The sequence below is a fragment of the Streptomyces spiroverticillatus genome (genome assembly GCA_014650415.1).
Taxonomy (GTDB): domain Bacteria; phylum Actinomycetota; class Actinomycetes; order Streptomycetales; family Streptomycetaceae; genus Streptomyces; species Streptomyces spiroverticillatus.
In genome coordinates this window covers 151,074-167,478 of record BMUX01000002.1, presented here as the reverse complement: position 1 = coordinate 167,478, position 16,405 = coordinate 151,074, and the positions used below count along the sequence as shown (strand labels likewise).

Genomic DNA, 16,405 nt, shown 5'->3' with positions numbered 1-16,405 from the left:
AAGGTCAGGCCGACGCCGGGGGATAGAGGGACCTCGGGAGTTCCGAGGCCGCAGCCTTGTCCAGGAGCCAGAGCGTGCGGGCACGCCCGTAGGCGCCCGAGGCCGGGGCCTGGATCTCGCCGGGGCCCGAGAGGGCGATTGCCGCCGCCTTCGCCTTGTCCTCGCCCGCCGCGAGCAGCCACACCTCGCGGGCCGCCCGGATCGCCGGGAGGGTGAGCGAGATGCGGGTGGGCGGGGGCTTGGGGGCGCCGTGGACGCCGACCACCGTCCGCTCGGTCTCGCGCACCGCCGGGTGCTCCGGGAAGAGCGACGCGACGTGCGTGTCCGGGCCGACGCCCAGCATGAGGACGTCGAAAGTGGGCACCTTGCCGTGGTCCTCGGGGCGCGCGGCCGCCGCCAGCTCGGCCGCGTAGGCCTCCGCCGCCGAGTCCGCGTCCTCGAAGCCCGCGTCGGAGGCCGGCATCGCGTGCACCCGTGCCGGGTCCAGCGGGACCGCGTCCAGCAGGGCCTCGCGGGCCTGCGTGTAGTTGCGCTCCGGGTCGTCGGCCGGGACGTACCGCTCGTCGCCCCACCACAGGTCCAGGCGCGACCAGTCGATCGCGTCCCGGGCCGGGGAGGAGGCCAGCGCCGCCAGGAGGCCGTTGCCGTTGCGGCCGCCGGTGAGGACCACCGACGCGGAGCCGCGGGCGGCCTGCGCGTCGACGATCTTCGTGATGAGGCGGGCCGCCGCGGCCTGAGCCATCAGCTCCTTGTCCCGGTGCACCACCAACTGCGGCGAGCTGCTCATCACTTGGCGGCCGCCTTCTTGGCGGGAGCGGCCTTCTTCGCCGGAGCGGGCTTGGTCTCGGAAGCCGCAGCGTCCTCGCCCGTCTTGGAAGCCTCCGCCTCCGCCTTCTCCACGACCGCACCCAGCCGGTCCACGCCGAACTTCAGCGCCGAGGCGTAGGTGTCGTCCGGGTCCAGGCGGCGCAGTTCCTCGGCGAGCAGTTCCGAGGTCTCGCGGCGCTTGAGGGCCACCGCGCGGTCCGGCTGGCCGTTCATGCACAGCGTGGCCAGCGAGCCGTCGGCGCGGTCGAGGACGATCGGGCCGTCCGCCGTCTCCATCCGTACGGCCGTGAGACCGGGACCGGCGGAGAGCGTGCGCTTGACCGGCACCGAGAGGCGGTCCGCCAGCCACATGGCCAGCAGCTCGCAGCTCGGGTTGAACTCCTCGCCCTCCACCTCGACCGAGGTGACCTTGGTGGGGAGCTGGTCGAGCGCGGCGGCCAGCATCGAGCGCCACGGGGTGATGCGGGCCCAGGACAGGTCCGTGTCGCCCGGCGTGTAGTTCTCGCTGCGTGCCGTCAGCTCGTGGATCGGCTGCTCGGCGGCGTACGTGTCGGTCACGCGGCGCTGACCGAGGGCACCGAGGGGGTCCTTGGCCGGGTCCACGGGACCGTTCACCGGCCACCAGACGACCGTGGGCGCGTCGGGCAGCAACAGGGGCAGCACGACCGACTGGGCGTGGTTGATGACCTCGCCGTACAGCCGCAGCACAACCGTTTCACCGGTGCCCGCGTCGGCGCCGAGCCGTACCTCCGCGTCCAGGCGCGCCTTCGAACGGTCGCGCGGCGAGCGCGAGAACCGCTTGACGACGACCAGGGTGCGCGAGGGGTGCTCGCGGGAGGCCTCGTTCGCCGCCTTGAGGGCGTCGTACGCGTTCTCCTCGTCGGTGACGATGACGAGGGTCAGCACCATGCCGACGGCGGGGGTTCCTATGGCCCGCCGTCCCTGCACGAGTGCCTTGTTGATCTTGCTGGACGTGGTGTCCGTCAGGTCGATCCTCATGGCCGGCGCCAGCTCCGTCCGTCTCGTGCAAGCATTTCGTCCGCCTCGACCGGGCCCCAGGTGCCGGACGCGTACTGCGCGGGCTTGCCGTGGGTGTCCCAGTACTGCTCGATCGGGTCGAGGATCCGCCAGGACTGCTCGACCTCCTCCAGGCGCGGGAACAGGTTGGCGTCGCCCAGGAGCACGTCCAGAATGAGGCGTTCGTACGCCTCGGGGCTGGACTCCGTGAAGGACTCGCCGTACGCGAAGTCCATCGACACGTCCCGGATCTCCATCGAGGTGCCCGGCACCTTGGAGCCGAAGCGCACGGTGACGCCCTCGTCCGGCTGGACGCGGATGACGATCGCGTTCTGGCCGAGCTCCTCGGTGGCGGTGTGGTCGAAGGGGGAGTGCGGGGCGCGCTGGAAGACGACCGCGATCTCCGTGACCCGGCGGCCGAGGCGCTTGCCGGTGCGGAGGTAGAAGGGGACGCCCGCCCAGCGGCGGTTGTCGATCTCCAGCTTCACGGCGGCGTAGGTGTCGGTCTTCGACTTGGGGTCGATGCCGTCCTCCTGGAGGTAGCCGACGGCCTTCGCGCCGCCCTGCCACCCCGCCGCGTACTGGCCGCGCACGGTGTCCCGGCCCAGATCCTTGGGGATCTTGACCGCGCCCAGGACCTTGGACTTCTCCGCGACCAGCGCGTCCGCGTCGAAGGAGGCGGGCTCCTCCATCGCGGTCAGGGCCAGCAGCTGGAGGAGGTGGTTCTGGATGACGTCGCGGGCCGCGCCGATGCCGTCGTAGTACCCGGCCCGGCCGCCGATGCCGATGTCCTCGGCCATGGTGATCTGCACGTGGTCCACGTACGACCGGTTCCAGATCGGCTCGAACATCTGGTTGGCGAAACGCAGCGCCAGGATGTTCTGCACCGTCTCCTTCCCCAGGTAGTGGTCGATGCGGAAGACCTCGTTCGGCGGGAAGACCTCGTGCACGATCCGGTTGAGCTCCTGCGCGGAGTCCAGGTCGTGGCCGAAGGGCTTCTCGATGACCGCGCGCCGCCAGGAGTTCTCCTTCTGCTCGGCCAGCCCGTGCTTCTTCAGCTGCTGGACGACCTGCGGGAAGAACTTCGGGGGCACCGAGAGGTAGAAGGCGAAGTTGCCGCCCGTGCCCTGCGCCTTGTCGAGCTCCTGGATCGTCGCCTTCAGCGTCTCGAACGCCTTGTCGTCGTCGAAGTCGCCCTGGACGAAGCGCATGCCCTGGATCAGCTGCTGCCAGACCTCCTCGCGGAACTCCGTGCGCGCGTGCTCCTTGACGGCGTCGTGCACGACCTGCGCGAAGTCCTCGCTGGCCCAGTCGCGGCGGGCGAAGCCGACGAGGGAGAAGCCCGGCGGCAGCAGGCCGCGATTGGCCAGGTCGTAGACGGCAGGCATCAACTTTTTACGGGACAAATCGCCCGTGACGCCGAAAATGACCAGGCCCGACGGCCCCGCGATGCGCGGGAGCCGTCGATCCTGTGCGTCACGCAGCGGATTGCTGCTGGACAAGTGGTCAGCCCTCCGAAGGAGCGAGGCGCTTGAGCTCGGCCTCGGTCGACTTGAGCAGGTCGTTCCAGGCGTCCTCGAACTTGGAGACGCCCTCGGTCTCCAGCAGCTCCACGACGTCGTCGTACTTGATCCCCAGCTTCTCGACGGCGTCGAGCTCGGCGCGGGCCTGCTCGTACGTGCCCGCGATGGTGTTGCCGGTGATCTGCCCGTGGTCGGCGGTGGCCTCCAGGGTCGCCTCCGGCATGGTGTTCACCGTGCCCGGGGCGACGAGGTCGTCCACGTACAGAGTGTCCTTGTAGGCCGGGTCCTTGACGCCGGTCGAGGCCCACAGCGGACGCTGCTTGTTGCCCTGCGCCTTGTCCAGCGCGGCCCAGCGGTCGGAGGAGAAGACCTCCTCGTACGCCTGGTAGGCGAGGCGGGCGTTGGCGAGCGCGGCCTTGCCCTTGAGGGCCTTGGCCTCGTCCGTGCCCAGGCCGTCGAGGCGCTTGTCGATCTCGGTGTCCACGCGGGACACGAAGAAGGAGGCCACCGAGTGGATCTTGGAGAGGTCCAGGCCGGCGGCCTTCGCCTTCTCCAGGCCCGCCAGGTAGGCGTCCATGACCTCGCGGTAGCGCTCCAGCGAGAAGATCAGCGTGACGTTGACGCTGATGCCCTTGCCGATGACCTCGGTGATCGCCGGCAGACCGGCCTTCGTCGCCGGGATCTTGATGAGCGTGTTGGGGCGGTCCACCAGCCAGGCGAGCTGCTTGGCCTCGGCGATGGTCGCCGCGGTGTCGTGCGCCAGGCGCGGGTCGACCTCGATGGAGACCCGGCCGTCCTGGCCCTGCGTCGCGTCGAAGACGGGGCGCAGGATGTCGGCGGCGTCACGGACGTCCGCCGTCGTGATCATCCGGATGGCTTCCTCGACGGTCACCTTGCGGGCCGCGAGGTCGCTGAGCTGGCCCTCGTAGCCGTCGCCGGAGGAGATCGCCTTCTGGAAGATCGACGGGTTGGTGGTCACGCCCACGACGTGCTGCTGGTCGATCAGCTCGGCGAGGTTGCCGGAGGTGATCCGCTTGCGCGACAGGTCGTCGAGCCAGATCGCAACGCCCTCGTCGGAGAGGCGCTTGAGTGCGTCTGTCATGAGAAATGCATCTCCTAGATCGTGTATACGAGCGTCAGCGCTGGGCGGCGTCGAGAGATTCCCGGGCGGCGGCGGCGACGGCCTCGCCGGTGAAGCCGAACTCCTTGAAGAGGACCTTGCCGTCGGCCGAGGCACCGAAGTGCTCCAGCGAGACGATCCGGCCCGCGTCACCGACGTACTTGTGCCAGGTGAGACCGATACCGGCCTCGACCGCCACACGCGCCGTGACCGACGGGGGAAGGACGCTGTCCCGGTAGGCCTGGTCCTGCTCCTCGAACCACTCCACCGACGGCATCGACACGACACGCGTCGGAATGCCCTCGGCCTGGAGCGCCTCGCGCGCCTCGACGGCGAGCTGGACCTCGGAGCCGGTACCGATCAGGACCACCTGGGCGTCGCCGCCCTCTGCCTCGAACAGCACATACCCACCACGGGCGGCGTCCTGGTTGGCCTCGTACGTCGGCACGCCCTGACGGGTCAGCACCAGACCGTGCGGGGCGCCCTTGCCGAAGACCTTCGTGTACCGCTTGAGGATCTCGCGCCAGGCGATGGCCGTCTCGTTGGCGTCCGCCGGGCGGACCACGTTCAGGCCCGGGATGGCGCGCAGCGAGGCGATGTGCTCGACCGGCTGGTGGGTGGGGCCGTCCTCGCCGAGGCCGACCGAGTCGTGCGTCCACACGTACGTGACCGGCAGGTGCATCAGCGCGGACAGACGCACCGCGTTGCGCATGTAGTCGGAGAACACCAGGAAGGTGCCGCCGTAGATACGGGTGTTGCCGTGCAGCGCGATGCCGTTCATCTCGGCGGCCATCGAGTGCTCGCGGATGCCGAAGTGCACGGTGCGGCCGTACGGGCTCGCCTCCGGGAGGGGGTTGCCCTCGGGGAGGAACGACGAGGTCTTGTCGATCGTCGTGTTGTTGGAGCCCGCGAGGTCGGCCGAGCCGCCCCACAGCTCGGGGATGACCGCGCCCAGCGCCTGCAGGACCTTGCCGGAGGCCGCACGGGTGGCGACGCCCTTGCCGGTCTCGAAGACGGGGAGCTTCTCCTCCCAGCCCGTGGGCAGCTCGCCCGCGTTGATGCGGTCGAACTCGGCCGCGCGCTCCGGGTTGGCGGTGCGCCAGGCGGCGAAGCCCTTCTCCCACTCGGCCTTCGCCTCCGCACCCCGGTCCAGGGCCTTGCGGGTGTGGGCGATGACCGCGTCGGAGACCTCGAAGGTCTGCTCCGGGTCGAAGCCGAGCACGCGCTTGGTGGCCGCGACCTCGTCGTCGCCGAGCGCCGAGCCGTGCGAGGCCTCGGTGCCCTGCGCGTTCGGCGCGGGCCAGGCGATGATCGAGCGCATCGCGATGAAGGAGGGCTTGTCCGTGACGGCCTTGGCCGCCTGGATCGCGTTGTAGAGCGCCTCGGGGTCCAGGTCGCCGTCCGGCTTCGGCGCGACGCGCTGGACGTGCCAGCCGTACGCCTCGTACCGCTTCAGCGTGTCCTCGGAGATCGCGGTCTCGGTGTCGCCCTCGATCGAGATGTGGTTGTCGTCCCACAGGAGCACGAGGTTGCCGAGCTTCTGGTGACCGGCCATCGAGGACGCCTCGGCGGAGATGCCCTCCTGGAGGCAGCCGTCGCCGGCGATCGCGTAGATGAAGTGGTCGAACGGTGACTCGCCGACCGGGGCCTCGGGGTCGAACAGACCGCGCTCGTAGCGGGCGGCCATCGCCATGCCCACCGCGTTCGCGACGCCCTGCCCGAGCGGACCGGTCGTGGTCTCGACGCCGACCGTGTGCCCGTACTCCGGGTGACCGGGCGTCTTGGACCCCCAGGTGCGGAACGACTTCAGGTCGTCCAGTTCCAGGCCGAACCCGGCCAGGTAGAGCTGGGTGTAGAGCGTGAGGGACGAGTGGCCCGCGGAAAGCACGAAGCGGTCGCGGCCGGTCCAGTCGGCGTCCGCCGGGTCGTGCCGCATCACCTTCTGGAAGAGGGTGTACGCGGCCGGAGCCAGGCTCATCGCCGTACCCGGATGGCCGTTGCCGACCTTCTGTACGGCGTCCGCGGCCAGGACGCGAGCCGTGTCTACGGCCCGCTGGTCCAATTCGGTCCACTCAAGGTCATCTGTGGTGGTCGGCTTGGTGCTCACCCTGGGTCAGGGCTCCTCTCCACAATGTTTTAGTGACCCGGTGTCTGTTCGCCGCACCGGGGCGCTGTCGAGCCTACCCTCGGAAGAACGCGCAAAATTTCGAGTCCACGCCGGTGGAATGGCAAGGCGTCACAGTCCAGAGTGCGCGTCTCCGAGGGGGTTCGCCTCTCGGCGAACGCATTTCCGTATACATCCGGACACTACTCCTCGGGTGCCTCGTCCCGCGGGTTGTTCACGGTCGGCCCAACACGACCCCACCCCGGCGAAGGGCGACGTATGGGCAACGTCTAGAGTGGCGTGGTACGCGCAAGTCTTTACCGGGCCTTCACGCCCGGAGCTTGCTTCAGGATTTCTCTGTCAGGGGTGTGCGTGACGGCCGTCGAGTCCCGACCCGCAGGGGTCGCTTCGACTCCCAGCCCGGGGGGCCATCGGCCGTTCGGAGCCCGGGTCAAGGCGTTTGTTGCACTGACCAAGCCGAGGATCATCGAGCTCCTGCTGATCACCACCGTCCCGGTGATGTTCCTGGCGGAGCAGGGTGTCCCGGACCTTTGGCTGGTGCTGGCCACCTGCCTCGGCGGATATCTCTCCGCCGGTGGCGCGAACGCGCTCAACATGTACATCGACCGCGACATCGACGCGCTGATGGACCGCACGTCGCAGCGTCCGCTGGTCACCGGGATGGTCAGCCCGCGCGAGTGCCTGGTCTTCGGCATCTCGCTCGCGGTGATCTCCACGCTCTGGTTCGGGCTGCTGGTCAACTGGCTGTCCGCCGCGCTGTCGCTCGGTGCGCTGCTCTTCTACGTCGTCGTCTACACGATGATCCTGAAGCGCCGCACCGCGCAGAACATCGTCTGGGGCGGCATCGCCGGCTGCCTGCCGGTCCTCATCGGCTGGTCCTCGGTCACCAACTCGATGTCGTGGGCCGCGGTCATCCTCTTCCTGGTCATCTTCTTCTGGACGCCGCCGCACTACTGGCCGCTGTCGATGAAGGTCAAGGACGACTACGCCCGCGTCGGCGTGCCGATGCTGCCGGTGGTCAAGGGCAACAAGGCGGTCGCCAAGCAGATCGTGGCGTACAGCTGGGTGATGGTGGCCGTCTCCCTGCTGCTCCAGCCGCTGGGTTACACGGGCTGGTTCTACACGATCGTCGCGGCGGTCACCGGTGGCTGGTGGCTGTGGGAGGCGCACGGCCTCCAGGCCCGTGCCAAGGCCGAGATCACGGGCGCGAAGCTGAAGGAGATGCGGCTGTTCCACTGGTCCATCACCTACGTCTCGCTGCTGTTCGTGGCGGTCGCGGTGGATCCCTTCATCCGCTTCTGATCCGTACGGCTCCCGACGGGCGGGACACGTGGTCAAGGCCACGTGTCCCGCCCGTCGCCAGTTCGGCTACTCGTCGGTAGCATCCTGCTCATGGCAGACACCAAGCAGGCAGAGCGGCCCACGTCGACGTCGGCCGAGAAGTCGGCCGCGCGCAGGACGGCGAAGCTGGCCAAGCAGATCACCGCCTTCGCCGGTCAGCACGGCGGCGCCGAGGGCCAGCTCGCGTACATCGGGCAGCGCGGCACCCGCATCGTCCTGGTCGGCGACGACGGCGCGTGGGGCGACCTGGTGGCCCCCACCTACGACGTGGCGAAGGCGGCCACCGAGAAGGCCGGGATCACCGTCCACGAGGACTTCGACGGCGAGTTCGCCGCGAAGGTCGAGACCGGCCCGTACGAGTGGAAGCGGATGGGCGGCATTCAGCTCGGCGGCTCCCAGCCCCGCAAGGCGTAGGCAAGGCTCAGCGAACGGGCCCGCCCTCGATACCCGGGGCGGGCCTCACCCGTTAGGCCCTGTGGAAGCGTCACACGCGTCACGCCACCCACAGGGAGTCCCGATGTTCGTCACCCCGCCGTCCCTGGTGGACCACTACTGCCACGGCGTGCTCCGCACCGAGCTGGGTCTCGGCACCTTCGAGGCGCATCTGGGCCGCACGCCCGCACCGCCCGCCCCCGGCACCACCTTCTTCGACACCCAGACGGGCTTCGCGGTACGCCGCTGGTGCCCGCCCCTGCTGGGTCTGGAGCCGCACTGTCCGCCCGCCCGCTATCTGGCCCGGCGCCGCGAACTGGGCGTCCTGGAGGCCGGGCGGCGGCTCCTGCGCGGCACCGGCATCGCCGCCTACCTGGTCGACACCGGGCTCCCCGGAGACCTCACCTGCCCCCAGGAGCTGGCCGTCACGGGCGACGCCGAGGCGCACGAGATCGTACGGCTGGAACTGCTGGCCGAGCAGATCGCCGACACGTCCGGCACCGCCGAGGGCTTCCTCGCGAATCTGGGCGAGGCCATGCATGCCGCGACCAGGAGCGCCGTCGCCTTCACCTCCGTGGCGGGGGTGCGGCACGGGCTCGCCCTCGCGCCGCACCCGCCGGGGCCGGGCGAGGTGCGGGGCGCCGCCGGACGCTGGCTGGCGGGACGCCGGGCCGGAGGGCGGCTGTCCGACCCCGTACTCCTGCGGCATCTGCTGTGGAACGCGGTCAGCTGCGGGCTGCCGCTCCAGTTGCACGTGGCGGGGGACCCGGAGCGGCTGACGGAGTTCGCGGCGGCGAGCGCGGGGCTCGGGACCGATCTGGTGCTGCTGCACGACTACCCGTACCACCGGCACGCGGCGCACCTGGCGGGCGTCTTCCCGCACGTGTACGCGGACCTGGGGCCTGCCCTGTCGCACACGGGTGCGGGGGCGGCGGCCGTGCTCGCGGAGATGCTGGAGCTGGCGCCGTTCGGGAAGGTGCTCTTCTCCAGCGGGGCGCGCGGGCTGCCGGAACTGCACGTGGTGGGTGCGCGGCTGTTCCAGGAGGCGCTGGGCAGGGTGCTCGGCGGGTGGGTCGCCGAGGGGGCCTGGTCGAAGCCGGACGCGGAACGGGTCGCCGGGATGATCGCGGCGGGGAACGCGCGGCGGGTGTACCGGCTGGTGTAGGGGGCGTACGTACGGCAAAAGGGCCCGGGATCGCCTCCTGGGCCCTTTTTCTCGCGCGTACGGTCAGGCGCTCGCCGGCACCTGGGCCGCGGGGGAGTCCGCCACCGGCTCCGGAGTCTCCGCCGGGCGCTCGCGCAGGCTCAGCAGCAGGCGGATCACGGCGATCCACATCAGCGAGGAGAGCAGCATGTGGAAGGCGACCAGGAGTTCCGGGACCTGCGTGAAGAACTGGACGTAACCGACCGCGCCCTGGGCGACCAGCACGACCAGCAGGTCGCGGGAGCGGTGCCGGGTGTCGTCCGGGGCGTCCACCATGCGCAGCACCAGGAACATCGCGATGGCCAGCGCGCACACCACCCACGCGGCGGCGGCGTGCACATGGGCGGCGTCCGTCCAGTCCCATGGCATGCGCGGCACCTCGCTCTTGTCGCCCGCGTGCTTGCCGGAACCGGTCACCGAGGTGCCCAGCACGATCAGTACGGCGGTGACCGCGACGATCGCCCAGCCCAGCCTGCGCACCGGCCCCGGCACGCGCGGGATGGGGGCGCCGTCGCCCTCGCGGGTGCGCTGCCAGGTGATGGTGGCCATCGCCAGAAGGGCGTTGGCGGCCAGGAAGTGACCGGCCACCGTCCAGGGGTTCAGGCCCATCCACACGGTGATGCCGCCGACCACGGCGTTGCTCATCACCAGCCAGAACATGCCCCAGGCGGTGCGGGTGAGGCTGCGCCGCCACGGCTTGGTGGAGCGGGCCGCGATGATCGCCCAGCCGACGGCCGCCGACAGGACGTACGTCAGCATGCGGTTGCCGAACTCGACGAACCCGTGGAAGCCCTGCTCGGGCGTCACGAACAGGCTGTCGGACGTGCACTTGGGCCAGGTGTCGCAGCCGAGACCGGAACCGGTCAGCCGGACCGCGCCGCCGGTCACGATGATGAGGACGCTCATCACGACGGCCGACATCGCGGCGCGCTGGAGCGTACGGGGCGTGGGCGTCCATCGCTTGGCGATGAGGGCGAGGGGGGTCAACACGGCAACCATCGTAGGCCGGTGCTTGTGCGAGTTTTCACGAGGGGGGCGGTGAAGAGCTGTGATGTCACTCCCAACCGCCCCTCGCGGCTACTCCCAGCGGAAGAACTTCGCCGCCGCTCCGAGGCCGAGGACCGCCCACACCGCGAGGATCCCGAGGTTGCCCCAGGGCATCGACGCGCCGTGCTGAAGGACGTCGCGCAGGCCGTCGGAGAGCGCGGAGATGGGCAGCAGGCCCAGCACGTTCTGCACGGCGTCCGGGAACTTGTCGAGCGGGACGATGACGCCGCCGCCGACGAGGAGGAGCAGGAAGACGAGGTTGGCGGCGGCGAGCGTCGCCTCGGCCTTCAGCGTGCCCGCCATCAGCAGACCGAGGCCGGAGAAGGCCGCCGTGCCGAGGATCAGCAGGAGGAGTACGGAGACCGGGTTGCCCTGCGGCGACCAGCCGAGGCCGAAGGAGATGGCGGTCAGCAGGACGACCTGGAGGACCTCGGTGACCAGGACGGACAGCGTCTTCGCCGTCATCAGCGCCCAGCGGGGGAGCGGCGAGGTGCCGAGCCGCTTGAGGACTCCGTACCGGCGCTCGAAGCCGGTGGCGATGGCCTGGCCGGTGAACGCGGTCGACATGACGGCGAGCGCCAGGATGCCGGGGGCGAGGAAGTCGACGGACTTGCCCTTGCCGGTGTCGATGATGTCGACGGCCGAGAAGAGGACCAGGAGGAGGGCCGGGATGATCACCGTGAGGAGGAGCTGCTCGCCGTTGCGCAGCAGCATCTTGGTTTCGAGGGCGGTCTGCGCGCCGATCATCCGGCCGAGCGGGGCCGCTCCGGGCATGGGGGTGTAAGGGGCGGTGCTCATGGACGCAGGTCCTTACCGGTCAGCTCAAGAAAGACGTCTTCGAGGGTGCGGCGCTCGACCGAGATGCCGTCGGGCATCACGCCGTGCTGGGCGCACCAGGTGGTGACCGTGGCCAGCAGCTGCGGGTCGATCTTGCCGCCGATGCGGTACGTGCCCGGGATCAGCTCCTCCGCGACGGTGTCGGCGGGGAGGGCCTTGAGGAGCGAGGTCATGTCGAGCCCGGGACGGCCGGTGAAGCGCAGGGTGTTCTCGGCGCCGCCCCGGCAGAGGTCGGCGGGGGAGCCCTGGGCGATGACCTTGCCGGTGTCCACGATCGCGACGTCGTCGGCGAGCTGCTCGGCCTCGTCCATGAAGTGCGTGGTGAGGATGACGCTCACCCCGGACGCACGGAGTTCCTTGACCAGGTCCCAGGTGGAGCGGCGGGCGTGCGGGTCCAGGCCCGCGGTCGGCTCGTCCAGGAAGACCAGCTCCGGGCGGCCGACGACGGCCATCGCGAGCGCGAGGCGCTGCTGCTGGCCGCCGGAGAGCCTGCGGTAGGTCGTACGGCCGCAACTGCCGAGCCCCAGGCGGTCGATGAGTGCGTCCACGTCGAGGGGGTGCGCGTGCAGCTTCGCCATGTGGCGCAGCATCTCGTCGGCGCGGGCGCCGGAGTAGACGCCGCCGGACTGGAGCATCACGCCGATGCGCGGGCGCAGCTTCGCGGCGTCGGCGATCGGGTCGAGGCCCAGCACCCGGACGGTGCCCGCGTCGGGCTTGCGGTAGCCCTCGCAGGTCTCGACGGTGGTGGTCTTTCCGGCGCCGTTGGGGCCGAGGACGGCGGTGACGGTGCCGGAGGCGACGGTGAGGTCGAGGCCGTCGACCGCGGTCTTGGATCCGTACCGCTTGACCAGGCCGGTGACCTGGACGACGGGCTCATGTGACATGGGAGCGAGTCTAGGCGGCGGCGTGAAACGGATCGGCGGGGGGCGGAGGTCCCCCGGGGCCGGAGGCCGGAGGGCCCGTGACTGGTGACCTTTTCGGTCGGAAGGGGTTACCGGCCGGTCATAGCGTCGACAGAGTGATCAGCATTGCGGAGAACGTCGAGGAGACCGCCCGGCAGGCCGTGCACAAGGCCCACGGACTGAGGCGGCCGTCGGGCTATCTGGTGTCGGCGCTGCTGGCCGGGGCGTACATCGCGGTGGGCGAGGTGTTGCTGCTCACCGCCGTCTCCCCGCTGGTCGCGGCCGGGTCGCCGTGGGTGCGGCTGGTGGAGGGCGCGGTCTTCCCGATCGCGCTGACGCTGGTGATGTGCACCGGGGCGCAGCTGTTCACGTCGAACGTGCTGGTGATGCTGGTGGGGGCGTTCACCGGGCGGACCGGGCGCCGGGCGCTGGTGGGGACCTGGGCGCTGTGCCTGGTCGGGAACCTGCTGGGGACGCTGGGGCTGGCCGCCATGGCGCACGCCTCGGGAGTGACCGCCGCTCCGTCCGCGCGGGCGATGCTGCACGAGATGCTGCGGGCGAAGAACGCGCTCGACGGCGGGCAGCTCTTCTGGCGGGCCGTGCTGTGCAACCTCCTGGTCTGCCTCGGGGTGTGGATGTACTTCCGGATGCGGGGCGAGGTCGCGAAGATCCTGGTGCTGTGGCTGCCGGTGCTGGTGTTCGTGGCGGCGGGCTTCGAGCACTGTGTCGCCGACATGGCCCTGTACGCGCTCGGGCTCTTCGAGGGGTTCTCCACCCCGGGCGAGCTGGTACGGAACCTGGTCTTCACCGTGCCGGGGAACATCGTGGGCGGGGGACTGCTGGTGGGTGGGCTGAACTGGTACGTGGGCGGGGCGGTCCGTTCGGGCTGAGGGGCGGCTCAGCCCCCGGATCGGTTCTCCCGCAGCCAGCCTTCCGCGTAAGCCACTGCCTCCGTCAGGGGGAAGAGGCGGGATTCGGCGGCGCCCACGCGGCCACGTACCACCGGGCGCTCCTTCTCGTACGCCGCGCCCAGGTCCGCGAAGCCCTCCTCGGAGACGTCCGTGTCCCGGACCGTCACCCACTGGCGGCCCTCCGGCGTCGCCACCGGGAAGGAGTTGTCCACGACCGGCGAGGGGACGCGGTATTCGGCCAGGTGGAAGGCCGTGCAGGTGGCCCAGCCCGTACCGAGGAAGAGCACGCGGGCCCCCACCTCCTCCAGCCGGGCCAGGGGGCTGCGCTCACCCAGTCGGCAGTCCAGTGCGTGGTCCCCGGTGACGTGCCCGGCGCACGGGCCGATCGCCGCGAAGGAGGTCTGCGGGTGCGCGCTGCGCAGGGCGCCCGGCCAGGTCCGTACCGCTTCGGGAAGCACGCCGATGCCCCGGGTGGGCGCGGTGACCGGGTCGTACGCGGGCATCGTGGCGCGGATGGGGTCCCACCACTCCTGGGGGACGGGAGGGTTGCCCCACTCGGCCGGGTCCGAGTAGTCGCCCGAATGTGCGGGGGCGACGAGGGTGCCCTCCGGTCCGAGCGCGTCCAGGAGTGCCTGGACGACCGCTACCCGGCCTCCGTTGACCCAGCCCAGAGAGCTGAGCGAGGAGTGCACGAGGAGGGTCTCGCCGGGGAGTACGCCCAGGTCACGCAGGTCGGCGGCGAGCGAGTCGCGGGTGCACAGCGGGCCGCGGACGGGAGTGGTCGACATGGTCGGGGAGTCTGGCACCGACCCTCGGAAGGCGCCTCCGCATTTCGTCCTCGGTGATCATTTCCGCAGGTCAGCTTAGGTTTACCTAAGTGATGCAGTCCACCGATCTTGCTCAGGATCCGGGTTGTCACGCTCAGAAGAATTACGCAACAATGGCGTTGTGAAATACGAAGGCGAGGTCCCCCAGACGGACGTCGCGACCGGTGAGCGGTCCACCCGCAACCGTGTCGCGCGCTCCATCCTGGACCACGGCCCGTCGACGGTCGCCGATCTGGCGAAGCGCCTCGGTCTCACCCAGGCCGCCGTGCGCCGCCACCTCGACGCTCTCGCCGCCGACGATGTGGTGCAGGCGAAGGAGCAGCGGGTGTACGGGGCGCGCACGCGCGGCCGACCCGCCAAGGTCTTCGCGCTCACCGACTGCGGCCGGGACGCCTTCGACCAGTCGTACGACAAGCTCGCGGCCGACGCCCTGACCTGGATCTCCCGGGCGGCCGGCGGCGGCGAGCAGGGCGAGGCGGCCGTCACCGCCTTCGCCCGCGCCCGGATCGCCGCGCAGGCCCACGCGTACCGCGAGGCCGTCGAGGCGGCGCCCCCCGAGCAGCGCACGGAGGCTCTGGCAAGGGCCCTGAGCGCCGACGGGTACGCTGCTACGGCGCGTAGCGCACCGGTCGGAGAGCAGCTGTGCCAGCACCACTGCCCTGTCGCCCACGTCGCGGAACAGTTTCCGCAGCTCTGCGAGGCGGAGACCGAGGTCTTCTCCGCGCTGCTCGGGACCCACGTCCAGCGACTGGCCACCATCGCCCACGGCGACGGGGTCTGCACGACGTACATCCCCAAGACCGCACATTCAGCATCAGCAAGCACGGCCGGGAGGAACCCCGCATGACTCTCCCTATCGAGGAGACTGCCCACCCCGAACTCGAGGGCCTGGGTACGTACGAGTTCGGCTGGGCCGACTCCGACGCGGCAGGCGCCGCGGCCAAGCGTGGCCTGTCCGAAGCTGTCGTCCGCGACATCTCGGAGAAGAAGAACGAGCCCGAGTGGATGCTGAAGCTGCGTCTCAAGGGCCTGCGTCTGTTCGACAAGAAGCCCATGCCGAACTGGGGCTCCGACCTGTCGGGCATCGACTTCGACAACATCAAGTACTTCGTGCGCTCCACCGAGAAGCAGGCCGCTTCCTGGGAAGAGCTTCCCGAGGACATCAAGAACACGTACGACAAGCTCGGCATCCCGGAGGCGGAGAAGCAGCGCCTCGTCGCCGGTGTCGCGGCCCAGTACGAGTCCGAGGTCGTCTACCACCAGATCCGTGAGGACCTGGAGGAGCAGGGCGTCATCTTCGTCGACACCGACACCGCGCTGAAGGAGCACGAGGAACTCTTCAAGGAGTACTTCGGCACCGTCATCCCGGTCGGCGACAACAAGTTCGCGTCGCTGAACACCGCCGTGTGGTCGGGCGGCTCGTTCATCTACGTGCCCAAGGGTGTCCACGTCGACATCCCGCTCCAGGCCTACTTCCGTATCAACACGGAGAACATGGGTCAGTTCGAGCGCACGCTGATCATCGTCGACGAGGACGCCTACGTTCACTACGTCGAGGGCTGCACCGCGCCGATCTACTCCTCGGACTCGCTGCACTCCGCCGTGGTCGAGATCATCGTGAAGAAGGGCGGCCGCTGCCGCTACACGACGATCCAGAACTGGTCGAACAACGTCTACAACCTGGTCACCAAGCGCGCCGTGGCGTACGAGGGCGCGACCATGGAGTGGGTCGACGGCAACATCGGCTCCAAGGTGACCATGAAGTACCCGGCTGTTTACCTCATGGGTGAGCACGCCAAGGGCGAGACGCTCTCCATCGCCTTCGCGGGCGAGGGCCAGCACCAGGACGCCGGCGCCAAGATGGTGCACATGGCGCCGAACACGTCGTCCAACATCGTCTCGAAGTCCGTGGCGCGTGGCGGCGGCCGTACGTCCTACCGCGGTCTCATCGAGATCGGCGAGGGTGCGCCGGGGTCGAAGTCCAACGTGCTCTGTGACGCGCTGCTGGTCGACACCATCTCCCGCTCGGACACGTACCCGTACGTCGACGTGCGCGAGGACGACGTGTCCATGGGCCACGAGGCGACCGTCTCCAAGGTCTCCGAGGACCAGCTCTTCTACCTGATGAGCCGCGGTCTGACCGAGTTCGAGGCGATGGCGATGATCGTGCGCGGCTTCGTCGAGCCGATCGCCAAGGAGCTCCCGATGGAGTACGCCCTGGAGCTCAACCGGCTGATCGAGCTGCAGATGGAGGGGTCGGTCGGCTGAGGCCGGTCCCCACTCCCGTCAGC

The 16,405-nt window shown here is 70.1% G+C and carries 15 protein-coding genes; 6 read left to right on the top strand and 9 right to left on the bottom strand.

The window, feature by feature from the left end; all coding sequences use genetic code 11:
• Nucleotides 1-4: 4 nt before the first annotated feature.
• The 5 genes from pgl to tkt are packed head-to-tail and all read right to left on the bottom strand — an operon-like array spanning nucleotide 5 to nucleotide 6,595.
• Nucleotides 5-787 carry a 6-phosphogluconolactonase gene (pgl, locus tag IE269_RS05155; RefSeq protein ID WP_189821542.1) on the bottom strand — a complete coding sequence of 261 codons (783 nt, stop codon included), beginning with the start codon at nucleotides 785-787 and terminating at the stop codon, nucleotides 5-7.
• On the bottom strand, nucleotides 787-1,827 hold the full coding sequence (gene opcA, locus IE269_RS05150; protein ID WP_189821541.1) for a glucose-6-phosphate dehydrogenase assembly protein OpcA: 1,041 nt from the start codon (nucleotides 1,825-1,827) through the stop codon (nucleotides 787-789). The genes pgl and opcA overlap by 1 nt, the downstream gene beginning before the upstream one ends.
• Nucleotides 1,824-3,347 (bottom strand): glucose-6-phosphate dehydrogenase, encoded by a 1,524-nt coding sequence (gene zwf / locus IE269_RS05145; protein WP_189821540.1) that lies wholly within the window; start codon nucleotides 3,345-3,347, stop codon nucleotides 1,824-1,826. Before zwf ends, opcA begins: the two co-directional genes overlap by 4 nt.
• A gap of 4 nt (nucleotides 3,348-3,351) precedes the next feature.
• Nucleotides 3,352-4,470 carry a transaldolase gene (gene tal, locus IE269_RS05140; RefSeq protein ID WP_189821539.1) on the bottom strand — a complete coding sequence of 373 codons (1,119 nt, stop codon included), beginning with the start codon at nucleotides 4,468-4,470 and terminating at the stop codon, nucleotides 3,352-3,354.
• 34 nt (nucleotides 4,471-4,504) lie between these two features.
• Entirely contained in the window at nucleotides 4,505-6,595 is a 2,091-nt protein-coding gene (gene tkt, locus IE269_RS05135) for a transketolase (RefSeq protein ID WP_189821538.1), read from the bottom strand.
• A gap of 363 nt (nucleotides 6,596-6,958) precedes the next feature.
• Between tkt and IE269_RS05130 the strand changes: the two genes are divergently transcribed.
• From IE269_RS05130 to IE269_RS05120, 3 genes are all read left to right on the top strand, one after another.
• Nucleotides 6,959-7,915, top strand: a complete 957-nt coding sequence (locus tag IE269_RS05130; RefSeq protein ID WP_189821537.1) for a heme o synthase — start codon at nucleotides 6,959-6,961, stop codon at nucleotides 7,913-7,915.
• Nucleotides 7,916-8,005: 90 nt separating this feature from the next.
• Complete coding sequence (locus tag IE269_RS05125; protein ID WP_189821536.1) at nucleotides 8,006-8,368, top strand: hypothetical protein; 363 nt, start codon at nucleotides 8,006-8,008, stop codon at nucleotides 8,366-8,368.
• A 103-nt stretch (nucleotides 8,369-8,471) separates the two neighbouring features.
• Nucleotides 8,472-9,551, top strand: coding sequence for an amidohydrolase (locus tag IE269_RS05120; protein ID WP_189821535.1), 1,080 nt, complete (start codon nucleotides 8,472-8,474; stop codon nucleotides 9,549-9,551).
• 63 nt (nucleotides 9,552-9,614) lie between these two features.
• Here IE269_RS05120 and IE269_RS05115 read toward each other — a convergent pair whose 3' ends face one another.
• The 3 genes from IE269_RS05115 to IE269_RS05105 all read right to left on the bottom strand — a co-directional run bounded on the left by IE269_RS05115 (nucleotide 9,615) and on the right by IE269_RS05105 (nucleotide 12,358).
• Complete coding sequence (locus IE269_RS05115) at nucleotides 9,615-10,589, bottom strand: COX15/CtaA family protein (RefSeq protein ID WP_189821534.1); 975 nt, start codon at nucleotides 10,587-10,589, stop codon at nucleotides 9,615-9,617.
• 78 nt (nucleotides 10,590-10,667) lie between these two features.
• The gene (locus IE269_RS05110; RefSeq protein ID WP_189821533.1) at nucleotides 10,668-11,435 is read right to left on the bottom strand and encodes an ABC transporter permease; all 768 of its coding nucleotides are present in this window, start codon (nucleotides 11,433-11,435) and stop codon (nucleotides 10,668-10,670) included.
• A complete protein-coding gene (locus tag IE269_RS05105) occupies nucleotides 11,432-12,358 on the bottom strand; it encodes an ABC transporter ATP-binding protein (RefSeq protein ID WP_189821532.1) in 927 nt (308 codons plus the stop codon). The genes IE269_RS05110 and IE269_RS05105 overlap by 4 nt, the downstream gene beginning before the upstream one ends.
• Before the next feature lie 134 nt (nucleotides 12,359-12,492).
• On the opposite strand from IE269_RS05105, the gene IE269_RS05100 reads away from it, so the two are divergent.
• Complete coding sequence (locus IE269_RS05100; protein ID WP_189821531.1) at nucleotides 12,493-13,266, top strand: formate/nitrite transporter family protein; 774 nt, start codon at nucleotides 12,493-12,495, stop codon at nucleotides 13,264-13,266.
• An 8-nt stretch (nucleotides 13,267-13,274) separates the two neighbouring features.
• On the opposite strand, the gene IE269_RS05095 is transcribed toward IE269_RS05100, so the two are convergent.
• Nucleotides 13,275-14,075: an AAC(3) family N-acetyltransferase gene (locus IE269_RS05095; protein ID WP_189821530.1), complete on the bottom strand. Its 801-nt coding sequence runs from the start codon at nucleotides 14,073-14,075 to the stop codon at nucleotides 13,275-13,277.
• Between the two features lie 160 nt (nucleotides 14,076-14,235).
• On the opposite strand from IE269_RS05095, the gene IE269_RS05090 reads away from it, so the two are divergent.
• Together IE269_RS05090 and sufB are read left to right on the top strand one after the other, a co-directional pair.
• Nucleotides 14,236-14,961 carry a helix-turn-helix transcriptional regulator gene (locus IE269_RS05090; protein WP_189821529.1) on the top strand — a complete coding sequence of 242 codons (726 nt, stop codon included), beginning with the start codon at nucleotides 14,236-14,238 and terminating at the stop codon, nucleotides 14,959-14,961.
• Nucleotides 14,958-16,382, top strand: a complete 1,425-nt coding sequence (gene sufB / locus IE269_RS05085) for a Fe-S cluster assembly protein SufB (protein WP_189821528.1) — start codon at nucleotides 14,958-14,960, stop codon at nucleotides 16,380-16,382. The genes IE269_RS05090 and sufB overlap by 4 nt, the downstream gene beginning before the upstream one ends.
• The last annotated feature ends 23 nt before the right edge of the window (nucleotides 16,383-16,405 follow it).

What these genes read in the sequence shown, in the direction of transcription:
- pgl (WP_189821542.1), bottom strand. Translation starts at nt 787, where the DNA reads ATGAGCAGCTCGCCGCAGTTGGTGGTGCACCGGGACAAGGAGCTGATG.
- opcA (WP_189821541.1), bottom strand. Translation starts at nt 1,827, where the DNA reads ATGAGGATCGACCTGACGGACACCACGTCCAGCAAGATCAACAAGGCA.
- tal (WP_189821539.1), bottom strand. Translation starts at nt 4,470, where the DNA reads ATGACAGACGCACTCAAGCGCCTCTCCGACGAGGGCGTTGCGATCTGG.
- IE269_RS05125 (WP_189821536.1), top strand. Translation starts at nt 8,006, where the DNA reads ATGGCAGACACCAAGCAGGCAGAGCGGCCCACGTCGACGTCGGCCGAG.
- IE269_RS05120 (WP_189821535.1), top strand. Translation starts at nt 8,472, where the DNA reads ATGTTCGTCACCCCGCCGTCCCTGGTGGACCACTACTGCCACGGCGTG.
- IE269_RS05115 (WP_189821534.1), bottom strand. Translation starts at nt 10,589, where the DNA reads ATGGTTGCCGTGTTGACCCCCCTCGCCCTCATCGCCAAGCGATGGACG.
- IE269_RS05110 (WP_189821533.1), bottom strand. Translation starts at nt 11,435, where the DNA reads ATGAGCACCGCCCCTTACACCCCCATGCCCGGAGCGGCCCCGCTCGGC.
- IE269_RS05105 (WP_189821532.1), bottom strand. Translation starts at nt 12,358, where the DNA reads ATGTCACATGAGCCCGTCGTCCAGGTCACCGGCCTGGTCAAGCGGTAC.
- IE269_RS05095 (WP_189821530.1), bottom strand. Translation starts at nt 14,075, where the DNA reads ATGTCGACCACTCCCGTCCGCGGCCCGCTGTGCACCCGCGACTCGCTC.
- sufB (WP_189821528.1), top strand. Translation starts at nt 14,958, where the DNA reads ATGACTCTCCCTATCGAGGAGACTGCCCACCCCGAACTCGAGGGCCTG.